Below are 12732 nucleotides of genomic sequence, written 5' to 3'. Positions count from 1 at the left end.
ATTGCAGGGGCGGCAGGGTGCGGAAGGCGGCGATGGCCACGGGCAGGGGGCGTACACGCTCGCCGCTGGTGACCAGCAGCGGCCAGAGGTATTGGCCCCACTGGAACAGGAAGGTGAGGATGGCGACCGTGGCGAAGGCCGGCTTGGCGTTGGGAAGGATGATGCGGAAGTAGGTGCCGAGTACGCTGGCGCCGTCCATGCGCGCCGCCTCTTCCAGCTCCTTGGGCAGCCCCAGGAAGAAGACATAGAACAGGTAGATAAAGAAGGCGTTGGCGACGAAGGGCAGGATCTGCACCACGTAGGTGTCCCGCCAGCCGAGGACGGTCACCTGGTAGAACAGCGGCACGGCGATGGCCTCCAGGGGCAGGATGAGCAGCGCCAGCACCCCGGCGAGCACCCAGCCCCTCCCCCGCCAGCGCAGCCGCGCCAGGGCGTAGCCGAGGAAGCCGTTCACCAGCAGGCCGCCGAGCATGATGGACCCGGTGATGAGCACCGAGTTAAACAGGAAGCGGCCGAAGCTCACCCGCTCGACGACATCCGAATAGTTCTCCAGGGAGGCCTGCGCCGGGTAGAAGGCCGCCGCGCTGCCCATGTCCGCCAGCACCCGGGCGTCCGGCTTTAAGCTGCCCACCACCATGAAGGCGATGGGCGCCACGTACACCGCCGCCAGGAACGCCAGAACCGCGTAGACCAGCAGGGCCTGCAGCCACCTCCGTACCCCCCTCATTCGATCTCCCGCTCCTCGCGCACCAGGGTCCGCTGCACCAGGGTCACCCCGAGCACCAGCAGGAAGAACACCACGGTCATTGCGGCGCCCTGCGCCACCTGCTGGCGCTCGAACACGGCGGTGACCGCCTCGTACATGACCGTGGTGGTGGCGTCCAACGGCCCGCCCCGGGTCATGATCTGCACCTGGTCGAACAGCCGGAAGGCGAGGATGGCGGTGACCAGGGCGACGAAGATCAGCGGGTTGCGCAGCTGCGGCAGGCTCACGTGCCAGAAGCGGCGCACCGGCCCCGCGCCGTCCAGCCGGGCGGCCTCGTGCAGGGTCTGCGGCACCCCCTGCAGGGCGGCCAGCAGGATGACCATCTGGAAGCCCACCCCCTGCCAGATGGACAGGAGCATGAGCGCCGGCAGCGCCCAGCGGGGATCGTGGAGGAAGTCCACGGGCTGCCAGGCGCCGAAGGTAACCGTGGCCAGCGCGGCGTTCATGAGGCCGTCCGGGCCGGGGGCGTAGATGAGGATCCACACCACCGCCACCAGGGACATGGGGAACACCACGGGCAGGAAGAACAGCGTCCGGAACACCACCATGCCGCGCAGGGGCCGGTCGAGCAGCAGGGCCAGGCCCAGGGCCAAGCCGGTCTGCAGCGGCACCACCACGGCGGCGAACACCCCGTTGTTGCGCAGGGCGTGGAGGAAGCCGGGATCGGAGAGAATGCGGGCGTACTGTTCCAGGCCCTCCCATTCCACGGGCAGGGGCGAGCCCATGCGCAGGCTGGTGAAGGACAGCGCCAGGGCCAGGAGGAAGGGCAGCGCCACGAAGGCCAGCAGGCCGAACAGGGCCGGCGCCGCCAGCAGCCAGGCGGCGGGGCCTTCGCGGTCGAGCCATGCTTTCCAGGCGTCGGGTATGCCCATACGGGAAACATAGCGCAGAGGCGCCGGGCGCGCCGAGGGCTCCGCGCCTGGCCGAGGCAAGCACCGGGCGCTACCCGGGGCGGCTTGAGCCCGGGGCGGAAATGTTCTAATGTTCGAAATATGTCGAATAAAGAATACAGCCCCGAACAGCTCGCCGCCGCGTTCAAGGCCCTGGGCAACCCCCACCGGCTTGCCGTTTTCCAGCGGCTGGCCTCCTGCTGCGCCCCGGGAACGGCCTGCGCCACCCCGGAGGCCTACCGCGCCTGCGTGGGGGATCTGGGGGAGGGGCTGGGCATTGCCCCCTCCACCCTCTCCCACCACCTCAAGGAGCTGAACCGGGTGGGCCTGGTGCGGATGGCCCGGAAGGGGAAGCGCACCGAATGCTGGGTGGACCCCACAATCCTTGCGGATCTGGCCGCATTCTTTGCCGATCCGTCGCTACTTCAGACCGAAGCGGAGGAAGAAGATGAGTAACCAGAAGCAGTCCGGATGCTGTGGCCCGGCCCCCCAAGCCGAACCGGACGCAAACAGCACCCACCAGGACCTGGTCCGTGACGCTTATGCGCAGGTGGCCCGCGCCAATGAAGAGGGGGTTTCCTCCGGCACGGAGGCCGGTTGCTGCGGGGTATCCGACGACGATGCCATCAACACCTTGATTTCCACGCGCCTGGGCTACAGCGATTCGGACCTGGAGCAGGTGCCGTCCGGGGCGGACATGGGGCTGGGCTGCGGGAACCCCAAAGCCATTGCGGCCCTGAAGCCCAGGGAAGTGGTGGTCGATCTCGGCGCCGGGGGCGGGTTCGACTGCTTCCTGGCCGCCCACGAAGTCGGCGAGTCCGGCCAGGTGATCGGCGTGGACATGACCCCCGAGATGCTTTCCAAGGCGCGGGCCAATGCGGAAAAGGGCGGCTATTCCAACGTGACGTTCCGCCTCGGCGAGATCGAGTACCTCCCGGTGGCCGACAACACCGCCGATGTGATCCTATCCAACTGCGTCATCAACCTTTCCTCCGACAAGCCCCGCGTCTTCCGCGAGGCCTACCGGATCCTCAAGCCCGGTGGGCGCCTGGCCATCTCCGACGTGGTGGCCAGCACCCCCCTGCCTCCGGAGCTCCGGGAAGACCCGGGCCTGATCGCCGGCTGCATGGGCAATGCCTCGCTGATCGAGGACCTGGAGGAAATGATCCGGGACGCCGGATTCGCGGGTGTCGCCATTCAGCCCAAGGATGAATCCAGGGAATTCATCCGGGATTGGGCGCCCGGCCGCGGGGTCGATGACTATGTGGTTGCCGCCACCATCGAGGCGGTGAAGCCCGCCCGGGCGTAACGCCCCCGCCTTATTCCTCCGGGAACCGATAGCCCTCGTTGGCGCGGAGGTCGGCGTCGATCTCCGCCGCCGCCCGGTCGAGCACCGTCCGGACATCCATGCCGTGGCGGATGTCGTCGAAGGCGTTCTGGAAGATGGTGGAGATCACGGGGTAGGCGGGAGTCTTGGGGCGGGGTACCGCGTAGCCCTCCTGCAGCTGCTCGGCGAGCAGGCGCAGGGGACCGTCCGGCCCATAGAGCCGGGATCGCTCCAGGGCAGAACGGGTGCCGGGCACGGCGCCGTTGGCGCGGGTCATGGCCAGCACCTCGTCGGTTTCCAGGAGGAAGGCCAGGAACTGCCCGGCCGCCTCCGGGTCCGGGCAGTCGCGGGTGATGCCCCAATTCCACGAGCCCTGTGCGGTGCGCATGCCCCGGCCGAAGTCGGGCAGGGGCAGCACCACCAGGTCCTCCCCCGCCGCCTCTTTGTAGCGCGGATAGTTCCAGTGGCCGCCCCAGGACAAAGGCACCCGGCCCTCGGTGAAGGCGGCGTCGTCCAGGTTGGGGTCCACGTAGCCCGCCTCGATCCAGCCCTGGAGCCGCTCCATGGCCGCCACCGATGCCGGGCTGTCCAGCACGCCGCGGGCCCGGTCGGGATCGGGCCTGGTCCCCAAGCCACCACCGGCGGACCACAGGACCGGCGCTAAGGCGTAGGGGAACCATTCCCCCTCGTAGTTCAGGTGCAGGTCGAGCACGGCGCCGTCCGGGTCGGTCGCCGCAAGCCGGCCCAGGACCCCTTGAAATTCCTCAAGGCTCCAGGCCTCGCCGGGGCCCTCCGGGACGCGGGCGCCGATGCTTTCCAGGCGGCCGCGCCGGGCGTAGAGGGCCAGGCCCGAATCGTAGGCCCCCACCGAATACAGGCGGCCGCGGAAGGCGCCCTGCTCGCGGATGGAGGGCAGCAGGTCGGCCTTGGCCGCCTCCGGCAGCAGGGGCCCCACCGGCCGCAGGCTGCCCTGCCACACATACTGGTAGAGGTTGGGGCCGTCGAATTCCAGCAGGTCCGGCAGATCCCCGGCCAGGGCGGCGGCCTGGACCTGCGCGTTGTAGGAGCCCTCGGGGATGAGGGTGAGCTCGATGTGGATCTCGCCTTCGTGCCGGGCGTTGAACCGCGCCACCTGCTCCCGGATGGTGGTCCGCTCGGCCTCCCGCCCGGCATGGTGCCAGGCCTCCAGCCGGACCGCCCCGCCTTCTCCTTCCTCTCCGCCGCAGCCCGCGAGCAGGAGAAGGGCAACCGGAAGGAGGAGCCCAACGGCCCTACGGCCCGGAAAACGGTCCCGGGCCGTCAATCTCGCCATCGCCGCCTACCAACCCTGGCACTCAGGGCCCCACCACCCCGCGGGGCGACCCTGCTATTCGGAGCCGGGAATGGCGAGGGAGTTCTGCTGGGAGGAGAAATAGCCGGCCAGGGCGTCGATCTCGCGGTCGGTGAGGTTCTTGGCCTGCTCCTTCATGGTCTCCTCGTCCCGTTCCCCATCCCGGTAGCCGCGCAGGCTGTGGCTCAGGTAGGATTCGTACTGCCCCGCCAGATCGGGGTACGTTGGCACGGAACTTTCGCCGGTCTCCCCGTGGCAGGACTGGCAGGCCGCCACCCCCTTGTCCGGGATGCCCTCCTGGACGATCTCCTTGGCCGTCAGCCCGGAATCCTCCGGCCCGGACGAGTGGCCCTCCTCGGCCAGGGCGCTTGCGGCCCCGCCGCCGAGCATCAGGCCCATCAGTACAATGCCGATACGCTTCATGGTCCCCTCCACGCGCGCGGAATTGGTATCAAGCAGTCCGTCGCCCCCAGTAGCCCGCTAGGAGCCCCCCTGGGCGAAGAAGGCGGCGATGTCCTGGATGTCCTCCTCGGAAAGGGACCGGGCCTGGGACTGCATGGTCGGGTGCTCCCGGTCCCCGTTCTGGTAGGCCTCCAGGGCCGAAACGATGTACTGGGCCTGCTGCCCTCCTACCTTGGGCACGTTGTAGGTGGGATAGGCGTTGGTATACTCCGCCTCCCCATGGCAGCCCATGCACTGGTAGGCCTTGTCCTCACCCGCCACGGGATCCCCCTGCGACTGGGCCATAGCCGGTCCTACCGCCACGAGAGCCGCCCCCAGTCCCAGCCAGACGCTTGCATGCCTCATGACCGCTCCTGTGTTATGCCCTGCCAGACCCTCCGCTTTCGGCTTGCCGGGACAGTCCGGACAAAAGCGGATCGATATGAACAGAATTCAACTCTGTACTTGTTGTAAAGTTACCCTGATTACCTTTTTTTAGCAAACAACAACCTTACAGTCCCATGCAATAGCTCAATATGCGGATCTGTTTACCTTAGAGAAAACGACAATTTTTAAATTATTACATTACTACTTTTTTGATTAGTGTTGGCGGGGCCGGGAACCCTGTTCCGACACCTCGATCCAAACGGTCACCCCCATTTTCCGGAGGCCCGCCATGTCCCTGGACGACGGCTCCGCGCCGGATTTCGATCATCCCCTGGCGCTGCTGCGCGCCTGCCACGGCCGTGTGGAGCGCTTCGCCGGGCTGGCTGCGCGCATCGCCGAGCACCTGGAGGAGGGGCAGCCCCCGGCCCGGCCGGTACGGGAGAGCGCCGGCCAAGTGCTGCGCTACTTCGACCAGGCCGCGCCCCTCCACCACGCCGACGAGGAGGAGGACCTGCTTCCCCGTCTCCGGCCGCGGCTCGGCCCCGCGGAGGCGCCGGAGCTCACCGCCCTGCTGAGGGCGCTGACCGCCGAGCACGAGGCGCTGGACGAGGGCTGGCGGGAGCTGCGGCCCCTGCTGGAGGCCCTGCGCAACGGTCGCAGCGTGGACAGGGAGCGCTACACGGCGGCGGCGCGGCGCTTCCGGGACGGCCAGCTGGACCATGTGCGCCGGGAGAACGCCCACCTCCTCCCGGCGGCGGACCGCCTTCTGGACGCGGAGGACCACCGCGCCCTGGGCGCCGCCATGGCCCAACGCCGCGGGGTGCGGCACAATAGATAGGCTGACGCGCACGGGGAAATCGGCATGGACGCCACCAACAAGCTGAACGCCTTCCTGGGGATGCTGGAGCAGGGCCAGGACGGCCCCCTGCTGCGCTATTCCATCGGTCTGGAGTACCTCCACAACGAGGACCCGGAGCGGGCGGCGGAGCACCTCCGGCAGTGCCTGGAGCAGGACCCCGCCTACTCCGCCGCCTACAAGGCCCTGGCCGAGGCCGAGGACACCCTGGGCGCCGCGGAAGCCTGCCGCGCCACCCTGGAGCGGGGCATCGCCCACGCGGAGGAGCGGGGCGACCTCCAGGCCAAGAAGGAGATGGAGGTGTTCCTGAAGCGCCTGGACAAGGGCAAACCGCTGCGGAACCGCTGAGACCATGGCCGCCTCCCTACGTCACCACGCCCGCCGGACCCTCGACGAGCTGGAGGCCGCCGGCCGCCGGCGCCGGCCCGTGGCCACCGCCACCGGCGACGGGCGCGTGGTGGCGCGCCAGGGCCGGGAGCTGCTGGACTTCTCCTCCAACGACTACCTGGGCCTGGCCCGCGACCCGGAGGTGGCCCGCGCGGCCCAGCGGGCCCTGGCGGAGCACGGCAGCGGCGGCGCCGCCAGCCGGCTGATCACCGGCGACCACCCGCCCTACGCCGAGCTGGAGGCGGAGCTGGCGGCCCTGAAGGGCACCGGGGACGCCGTGGTCTTCGGCAGCGGCTACCTGGCCAACCTGGGCATCCTCCCGGCCCTGGTGGACCGCCACGACCTGATCCTCGCCGACAAGCTCAACCACGCCTGCCTGGTGGACGGCGCCCGCCTGTCCGGGGCGCGGGTGGTGCGCTACCCCCACGCCGACGTCGCCGCCCTGCGGGCCCGCCTGGAGCGCTACCGGGGCCGGTACCGCCACTGCCTGCTGGTGACCGACGGGGTGTTCTCCATGGACGGCGACCTGGCGCCCCTGGCCGAGCTGGCCGATCTGGCGGCGGAGCACGACTGCTGGCTCCTGACCGACGACGCCCACGGCGTGGGCGTGCTCGGCGGCGGCGCCGGCAGCACCGCCGCCGCCGGCCTCGACGCCGACGCCGTGCCCCTGCAGATGGGCACCCTGTCCAAGGCCGTGGGCGGCTATGGCGGCTACCTGTGCGCCGCCCGGGAGGTGGCCGACCTGATCCGCACCCGGGCGCGCAGCTTCATCTACACCACCGCCCTGCCGCCGGCGACGGTGGCGGCCGACACCGCCGCCCTGCGCCGCATCCGCACCGACCCGGACCTGTGCCGCCGGCCCCTGACCCTGGCCCGGCGCCTCGCCGACGCCCTGGGCCTGCCCACGCCGGAGAGCCCCATCGTCCCGGTCATCCTCGGCGAGGACCGCGCCGCCCTGGCGGCCCAGGAGGCGCTCGCCGCCGCCGGCTACCTGGTGCAGGCCATCCGCCCGCCCACCGTGCCGGAGGGCACGGCCCGCCTGCGCGTCACCCTGCGCGCCCCCCACCGCGAGGCGGACGTGGACGCCCTGGCCGGGGCCCTGGCGCCCTGGGTGCGGCGGGCTGCCGCGGAGACCCCGTGAGCGCCGCCCTGCCCGCCCTGGCGGTGGCCGGCTGGGGGCACACCCCGGCCTGCTGGGAGCGTTTGCAGCCGGAGGGGGTGGAGCTCACCGGCACCGCCCTGCCCGGCCACGCCGGCGCCGACGGGGAGGCGGTGCCCGGCGGCCCGGACCTGCAGGGCGCCGCGGACGCCCTGGCCGGGGACTGGGGCCTGCTCCTGGGCTGGTCGCTGGGGGGCCTGGTGGCGCTGGAGGCGGTGCGCTCCGGCGCCGTGCGGCCGCGCGGGCTCGTGCTGTTGGCCACGCCGCCCTCCTTCCTGGCCCGCGCCACTTACCCCGCCGGGCTGGATCCCGCCGTCTTCCACCGCTTCCGCGACGGTCTGGACCGGGACCCCGCCGGCACCCTGCGGCGCTTCTACGCCCTGCAGTTCCAGGGCGACCGCGCCCCCCGCTCGGCGTGGGCCCCGGCCGCCACCCGCGACCGGCTCCTGGCCACAGGCACCCCGCCTGCGGTCCTGGCGGGGTGGCTGGAGGTGCTGGGGGAAGCGGACCTCACGGCGGAGCCGCCGCGCCTGGACCTGCCCGTGCTGGCGCTTCACGGCTCCGGGGACGCCGTGGTGGACCCCGCCGCGGTGGAGTTCTTCCTGGGCTGCGGGCCCGAAGTGCGCGCGCACGTCGTCCGGGGGGCGGGCCACGCCCCCCAGATCACCCATCCCGAGGAAACGGGGCAGCAGATTGCCGGATTCGCCCGAGACCTCGCTCGCTGAGGCGCCCTTCGACAAGCGCGCCGTTCGCCGGGACTTCGGCCGGGCGGCGGCCACCTACGACCGCCACGCGGACCTCCAGCGCCGGGTGGCCGCGGAGGTGGCCGCCCTTTACCGCCGCTTGGCTCCGGGGGGCGCGGAGCGGGTCCTGGACCTGGGCTGCGGGACGGGCTACGTGGGCGGCGACCTGGCGCGGGACGCGGGGGCACCCGGTACCCTGGTCGCCCTGGACCTGGCCCACCCCATGACCCGCCGGGGCCGGGTGGCGGGACACCCGGCGGTCACCGGCGACGCCGATCGGCTGCCCTTCGCCGCCGGCTCCTTCGACGCGGTGGTATCCTCCCTGACCCTCCAGTGGTCCAATGACCTCGAGGCCACCCTGCGCGGCGTGGCGCGGGTCCTGCGTCCCGGCGGTCTCCTGGTGGCCAGCACCCTGCTCGCCGGCACTTTGGAGGAGCTGGACGCCGCCCTGCGGGGGACGGGCGCCGGCCGGGTGGGGCCCTTCCTGGAGGCCCCCGAGGCCGCGGCGGCGGTCACCGCCGCGGGACTGGCCCACGGCGAGTGCCGGCCCGCCCCCGAGGTGGACCGCGCCGCCGATCCCATGGAGGTGCTGCGCTGCCTCAAGGGCCTGGGCGCCGTGGCCAAGGACCCCGGCCGGGCGCGGGGCCTGCGGGGGCGGCGCCACCTGGGCGCCCTGTGCCGCGCCTACCGAGAGGCCACCGGCCGCCCCGAGGGCCCGGTGCCGGTCACCTGGAACGTGGGGTACCTGGTGGGATGGAAGGCTTCCTAGGGGCGGCGGGCCCCTACCTGGGGCTGGTGGCCCTGTGGGCGGGCTATTTCGCCGTGCACTCGCTGCTCGCCGCCCGCCGCCCCAAGGCGTGGGCGGCGAGCCAGGGGCCCGGGGCGGTCCGCGTTTACCGGCTGGCCTACAATGTGCTGGCGGTGCTCCTGCTGGTGCCGCCGCTGTGGCTGACCTTCAGCCTGGACGGGCCCATGGTGCTGCAGTGGTCGGGACCGGCCTGGTGGCTGGCCCAGGGGGCGGCGCTGCTGGCGCTGGCCGGGTTCGTGGCCAGCCTGCGGGCCTACGACATGGACCACTTCCTGGGCCTGCGCCAGTGGCGCAACCCGGAGATCACCAACGGCGGCGTGGAGCCCTGGGAGCCCATGCACCTGTCGGGCTTCCACCGCCACGTGCGCCATCCGTGGTACTTCTTCGGCCTGGTGATCCTCTGGACCCGCAACCTGGATCTGGCCCTGTTCCTGACGGCGCTGGCCATCACCGTCTACCTGGTGATCGGCTCCCGGCTGGAGGAGCGGAAGCTCATGGAGACCTACGGCGACGCCTACCGCGCCTATCGGCGGCGGGTGCCGGGGCTGGTGCCCCTGCCCGGGCGGCGCCTGACCCCGGCCGAGGCGGAGGAGCTGATGCGCCGGGCCAACGGCGAGGAGGACGCATGACGCGCACCCTGGTGGTGACCGGAACCGGCACCGAGATCGGCAAGACCTACGTTACCGCCGCCATCGCCCGCCAGCTGCGCGCACGCGGCGAGGCGGTGGAGGCCACCAAGCCCGTGAGCAGCGGCTGCGAGGCCGACGACCAGGGCCGCCTGTGGAGCCCCGACGGCCGGGAGCTGCTGACGGCCTGCGGCTACGACCCCGACGATTGGACGGCCCACCAGCGCCTGTGCCTGGAGCGCTTCGCCGAGCCCATGGCGCCCCACATGGCGGCGGACCGGGCGGGGCGCATCCTGTCCCTGCAGATGCTGACGGGCTACTGCGAGAGCCTGGAGGGGGAGACCGACGGCTGCGTGCTGGCGGAGGGCGTGGGCGGGGTCATGGTGCCGCTCACCGACAGCACCACCTTCCTGGACTGGATGCGCAACCTGCAATGGCCCGCCGTGCTGGTGGCGGGCACCTACCTGGGCACCCTCAGCCACACCCTCACCGCCCTGCGGTGCCTGAAGGACGCCGGGGTCCCCCTGGCCGGCCTGGTGCTCAACCGCAGCGCCGAGGAGCCCGTCCCCGCCGAGGAGACCCGCCGCACCCTCAGCTTCTTCCACCCCGACGTGCCCGTGGCGGTGGTGCCGCGCGCCGCCGAGGGCGAGGCGGAGCCGGACCTGCCCGACCTGGTGGAGGCCTTCGGCATCGGCCGGGAGGAATGAGCGGGGAGGAACCTGGCCCAAGGGGTAGGAGCCCGCTTTAGCGGGCGATGGTACGGAGCCCGATTCTGTTCGCGCACTAAAGTGCGCTCCTACACTTTCCCCGGTCGGCACCTCCACAAAACAAAGACCGGGAATCGCTTCCCGGTCTTCGCGTTCATCCCTTCGCCGATGCCACCCCTCAGTCGGGCTGGCTCATGTAGCGGCGCAGCCAGGACTTGGCGCGGCGGCGCAGCTGGTCGCGGATGGCCGGGGAAAGGTGGCCGTCCTTGATGGCGTTCCAGTAGCGCACGGCGTCCTCCAGCCGGGCGTCCTTCTCCACCTCGCGCACGGCGAGGGACTCGCCCAGCTGCCGGATCAGGCGCAGGTCCTCGAGCATGCGGTAGGCGTAGGACAGGGACCACTCCCCCTCGCCCTGGAGCCGATGGGCGGCCTCCTGCAGCACCAGGGTGTGGCGCAGCATGGCGCCCACGCCGTAGGAGACGCTGCGGCGCTCGCCCTCGGCGAAGCGGTCGATCAGGTGGTCGGCGATGCCGTCCGGATCCACGTCGGTGAGGTCGTCGCTGCCGGGGGCGGGCCGGCTGTAGACCAGCCCGTTGTAGTCCCCCACCAGCTGCCGGATGCGGTGCTCACGCAGGCGCTTGTGCCGCAGCCACTCCTGGTACTGGAGGGTGTGCTCGGCCTTGATGCGCGCCTCGCGCACGCTGGCCGCTTCCTCGAATGGGATCTCCACCCGGACCCCGGAAACCCCGTCGTTGAAGGCCACCTGGTACAGGCCTCGGTGGGGGTCACGGATGGCCATACTCATGATATTCGGCGATTGCTGGGGCTGGGCCATGGCCATGGCTGAGCTCGCCTCCTCCCTGGATCAGATAACCGCACCCGGTTTTTCTCACAAACATCGCGCACCGGGGGGCACCATTGCAAGCACGCATCCCGGAAAGCGCGGCACCGCGCTGCCTCAGGCGAAGGCCTCCCGGACCACCCGGCCCATGGCATCGGTCAGGCGGGAGAGGTCCCCGGCGGCGAGGGTCAGCGGGGGAGTGACATAGACGACGTCGCCCAGGGGGCGGATCCACACGCCGTGCTCCACGAAGCGGTGGCGCATCCAGTCCTTGTGGCGGTCCGTGGCCACCTGGACGGCGCCCATGGCTCCCTTAATGCGGACATCCACCACGCCCGGGAGTTCACCGAGGAGGCCCAGCTCCTCGGCGAGCTGGGCCTCCAGCGCGGCCGCCTGGGCCATGCGCGGCTCCGTCTCGAAGAGATCGAGGGAGGCGTTGGCGGCGGCCGCGGCGAGCGGATTGCCGGTGAAGGTGGGGCCGTGCATCAACGCGGTGGACTCGTCGTCGCCGTGGAAGCCGTCGAACACCTGCTCCGTGGCCATGGTGGCGGCCATGGGCATGGTGCCGGCGGTGAGGGCCTTGGACAGGCACATGATGTCGGGCGCCACCCCGGCCTGCTCGCAGGCGAACAGGCTGCCCGTGCGGCCGAAGCCGGTGGCGATCTCGTCGGCGATGAACAGGGTGCCCGCGCCCTGGGCCAGGTCCGCGGCGCGGCGCAGCACCTTCGGGGAGTGCACCAGCATGCCGCCGGCCCCCTGGATGAGCGGCTCGATGACCACCCCGGCGATGCGGTCGCCGTGCTCCGCCAGCACCCGCTCCAGCTCGCAGGGTCCCTCCTCGGCGGGCAGGGGCACGGTGATGTGCTCGTGGGCGAGGCCGGTGAAGCGGGGACGCAGGTCGCGGTAGGTGTCCGACACCCCCATGCAGCCGGCGGTGTCGCCGTGGTAGCCGTTGTCGAAGGCGAGGAAGGTGTCGCGCCGGGTCTCGCCCCGGTTGTCCCAGTACTGGCGGGCCATCTTCAGGGCCACCTCCACCGAAACGGAGCCCGATTCGGTGAACATGGTGTGGGCCAGCTCCCCGGGGGCCTTGGCGGCGAGGCGCTCGGCCAGGCGCACCACCGGCTCGTGGGTCATGCCGCCGAGCATCACGTGGGGCAGCACGTCGAGCTGGCGGTGCACCGCCTCCATGATGTGGGGGTGGCGGTAGCCGTGGCAGGCGGACCACCAGGAGGAGGTGCCGTCCACCAGCTCCCGGCCGTCGGCGAGGCGGATGCGGGTGCCCTCCACCCCCGCCACCGGCACGGGCGGGGCCATGTCCCGCATCTGGGCGTAGGGGTACCAGACGTGGTCCAGGGACCGCTCGGGCCAATCGCTCCGTTCGGTGCCATGGGTGGGGTTGGACGTCATGGGTTCGGGGCCCCTTTTTCTCCGAGTGCTGTTTGGCTGTTCGGGAGCCCGGGCCGG

General features: G+C 71.5%; 16 protein-coding genes. 9 read left to right on the top strand and 7 right to left on the bottom strand.

Annotated features, from left to right (window positions below; all coding sequences use genetic code 11):
- A partial coding sequence (locus tag ACLFRB_RS07905; protein WP_411068473.1) for a carbohydrate ABC transporter permease occupies positions 1-727 on the bottom strand: 727 nt, incomplete at its 3' end.
- The gene (locus ACLFRB_RS07900; protein ID WP_411068472.1) at positions 724-1638 is read right to left on the bottom strand and encodes a carbohydrate ABC transporter permease; all 915 of its coding nucleotides are present in this window, start codon (positions 1636-1638) and stop codon (positions 724-726) included. The genes ACLFRB_RS07900 and ACLFRB_RS07905, both read right to left, overlap by 4 nt.
- Positions 1639-1758: 120 nt before the next feature.
- Here ACLFRB_RS07900 and ACLFRB_RS07895 point away from each other — a divergent pair, with 120 nt between their 5' ends.
- The gene (locus ACLFRB_RS07895) at positions 1759-2112 is read left to right on the top strand and encodes an ArsR/SmtB family transcription factor (protein ID WP_411068471.1); all 354 of its coding nucleotides are present in this window, start codon (positions 1759-1761) and stop codon (positions 2110-2112) included.
- Positions 2105-2965, top strand: coding sequence for an arsenite methyltransferase (locus ACLFRB_RS07890; RefSeq protein ID WP_411068470.1), 861 nt, complete (start codon positions 2105-2107; stop codon positions 2963-2965). Before ACLFRB_RS07895 ends, ACLFRB_RS07890 begins: the two co-directional genes overlap by 8 nt.
- Before the next feature lie 10 nt (positions 2966-2975).
- Here the strand turns inward: ACLFRB_RS07890 and ACLFRB_RS07885 are convergent, their stop codons facing one another.
- From ACLFRB_RS07885 to ACLFRB_RS07875, 3 genes are read right to left on the bottom strand one after another with little or no spacing between them, the layout of a single operon-like run.
- The gene (locus ACLFRB_RS07885; protein WP_411068469.1) at positions 2976-4295 is read right to left on the bottom strand and encodes an ABC transporter substrate-binding protein; all 1320 of its coding nucleotides are present in this window, start codon (positions 4293-4295) and stop codon (positions 2976-2978) included.
- A gap of 54 nt (positions 4296-4349) precedes the next feature.
- Entirely contained in the window at positions 4350-4736 is a 387-nt protein-coding gene (locus ACLFRB_RS07880; protein WP_411068468.1) for a c-type cytochrome, read from the bottom strand.
- A 57-nt stretch (positions 4737-4793) separates the two neighbouring features.
- Positions 4794-5120: a c-type cytochrome gene (locus ACLFRB_RS07875; protein WP_411068467.1), complete on the bottom strand. Its 327-nt coding sequence runs from the start codon at positions 5118-5120 to the stop codon at positions 4794-4796.
- A 310-nt stretch (positions 5121-5430) separates the two neighbouring features.
- Between ACLFRB_RS07875 and ACLFRB_RS07870 the strand changes: the two genes are divergently transcribed.
- From ACLFRB_RS07870 to bioD, 7 genes are read left to right on the top strand one after another with little or no spacing between them, the layout of a single operon-like run.
- Entirely contained in the window at positions 5431-5979 is a 549-nt protein-coding gene (locus ACLFRB_RS07870; protein WP_411068466.1) for a hemerythrin domain-containing protein, read from the top strand.
- A gap of 24 nt (positions 5980-6003) precedes the next feature.
- Entirely contained in the window at positions 6004-6345 is a 342-nt protein-coding gene (locus tag ACLFRB_RS07865) for a tetratricopeptide repeat protein (protein WP_411068465.1), read from the top strand.
- Between the two features lie 4 nt (positions 6346-6349).
- Positions 6350-7525 carry an 8-amino-7-oxononanoate synthase gene (gene bioF / locus ACLFRB_RS07860; protein ID WP_411068464.1) on the top strand — a complete coding sequence of 392 codons (1176 nt, stop codon included), beginning with the start codon at positions 6350-6352 and terminating at the stop codon, positions 7523-7525.
- A complete protein-coding gene (locus ACLFRB_RS07855; protein ID WP_411068463.1) occupies positions 7522-8268 on the top strand; it encodes an alpha/beta fold hydrolase in 747 nt (248 codons plus the stop codon). Before bioF ends, ACLFRB_RS07855 begins: the two co-directional genes overlap by 4 nt.
- Positions 8237-9055 carry a methyltransferase domain-containing protein gene (locus ACLFRB_RS07850; protein ID WP_411068462.1) on the top strand — a complete coding sequence of 273 codons (819 nt, stop codon included), beginning with the start codon at positions 8237-8239 and terminating at the stop codon, positions 9053-9055. Before ACLFRB_RS07855 ends, ACLFRB_RS07850 begins: the two co-directional genes overlap by 32 nt.
- Complete coding sequence (locus tag ACLFRB_RS07845; RefSeq protein ID WP_411068461.1) at positions 9040-9723, top strand: methyltransferase family protein; 684 nt, start codon at positions 9040-9042, stop codon at positions 9721-9723. The genes ACLFRB_RS07850 and ACLFRB_RS07845 overlap by 16 nt, the downstream gene beginning before the upstream one ends.
- Positions 9720-10427, top strand: coding sequence for a dethiobiotin synthase (gene bioD, locus ACLFRB_RS07840; protein WP_411068460.1), 708 nt, complete (start codon positions 9720-9722; stop codon positions 10425-10427). Before ACLFRB_RS07845 ends, bioD begins: the two co-directional genes overlap by 4 nt.
- A 178-nt stretch (positions 10428-10605) precedes the next feature.
- Here the strand turns inward: bioD and ACLFRB_RS07835 are convergent, their stop codons facing one another.
- Both ACLFRB_RS07835 and ACLFRB_RS07830 read right to left on the bottom strand, forming a co-directional pair.
- The gene (locus ACLFRB_RS07835; protein ID WP_411068459.1) at positions 10606-11268 is read right to left on the bottom strand and encodes a hypothetical protein; all 663 of its coding nucleotides are present in this window, start codon (positions 11266-11268) and stop codon (positions 10606-10608) included.
- A 117-nt stretch (positions 11269-11385) separates the two neighbouring features.
- On the bottom strand, positions 11386-12675 hold the full coding sequence (locus ACLFRB_RS07830) for an adenosylmethionine--8-amino-7-oxononanoate transaminase (protein WP_411068458.1): 1290 nt from the start codon (positions 12673-12675) through the stop codon (positions 11386-11388).
- Positions 12676-12732 lie beyond the last annotated feature (57 nt).

The organism is Thiohalorhabdus sp. (assembly GCF_046545655.1).
Lineage (GTDB): Bacteria > Pseudomonadota > Gammaproteobacteria > Thiohalorhabdales > Thiohalorhabdaceae > Thiohalorhabdus.
The sequence above is the reverse complement of the archived record's forward strand: the minus strand, read 5'-3'. Positions and strand labels throughout refer to the sequence as shown.

What these genes read in the sequence shown, in the direction of transcription:
- ACLFRB_RS07885 (WP_411068469.1), bottom strand. Translation starts at nt 4,295, where the DNA reads ATGGCGAGATTGACGGCCCGGGACCGTTTTCCGGGCCGTAGGGCCGTT.
- bioF (WP_411068464.1), top strand. Translation starts at nt 6,350, where the DNA reads ATGGCCGCCTCCCTACGTCACCACGCCCGCCGGACCCTCGACGAGCTG.
- ACLFRB_RS07835 (WP_411068459.1), bottom strand. Translation starts at nt 11,268, where the DNA reads ATGGCCATGGCCCAGCCCCAGCAATCGCCGAATATCATGAGTATGGCC.
- ACLFRB_RS07830 (WP_411068458.1), bottom strand. Translation starts at nt 12,675, where the DNA reads ATGACGTCCAACCCCACCCATGGCACCGAACGGAGCGATTGGCCCGAG.
- ACLFRB_RS07895 (WP_411068471.1), top strand. Translation starts at nt 1,759, where the DNA reads ATGTCGAATAAAGAATACAGCCCCGAACAGCTCGCCGCCGCGTTCAAG.
- ACLFRB_RS07890 (WP_411068470.1), top strand. Translation starts at nt 2,105, where the DNA reads ATGAGTAACCAGAAGCAGTCCGGATGCTGTGGCCCGGCCCCCCAAGCC.
- ACLFRB_RS07900 (WP_411068472.1), bottom strand. Translation starts at nt 1,638, where the DNA reads ATGGGCATACCCGACGCCTGGAAAGCATGGCTCGACCGCGAAGGCCCC.
- ACLFRB_RS07865 (WP_411068465.1), top strand. Translation starts at nt 6,004, where the DNA reads ATGGACGCCACCAACAAGCTGAACGCCTTCCTGGGGATGCTGGAGCAG.
- ACLFRB_RS07870 (WP_411068466.1), top strand. Translation starts at nt 5,431, where the DNA reads ATGTCCCTGGACGACGGCTCCGCGCCGGATTTCGATCATCCCCTGGCG.
- bioD (WP_411068460.1), top strand. Translation starts at nt 9,720, where the DNA reads ATGACGCGCACCCTGGTGGTGACCGGAACCGGCACCGAGATCGGCAAG.
- ACLFRB_RS07875 (WP_411068467.1), bottom strand. Translation starts at nt 5,120, where the DNA reads ATGAGGCATGCAAGCGTCTGGCTGGGACTGGGGGCGGCTCTCGTGGCG.
- ACLFRB_RS07845 (WP_411068461.1), top strand. Translation starts at nt 9,040, where the DNA reads ATGGAAGGCTTCCTAGGGGCGGCGGGCCCCTACCTGGGGCTGGTGGCC.
- ACLFRB_RS07880 (WP_411068468.1), bottom strand. Translation starts at nt 4,736, where the DNA reads ATGAAGCGTATCGGCATTGTACTGATGGGCCTGATGCTCGGCGGCGGG.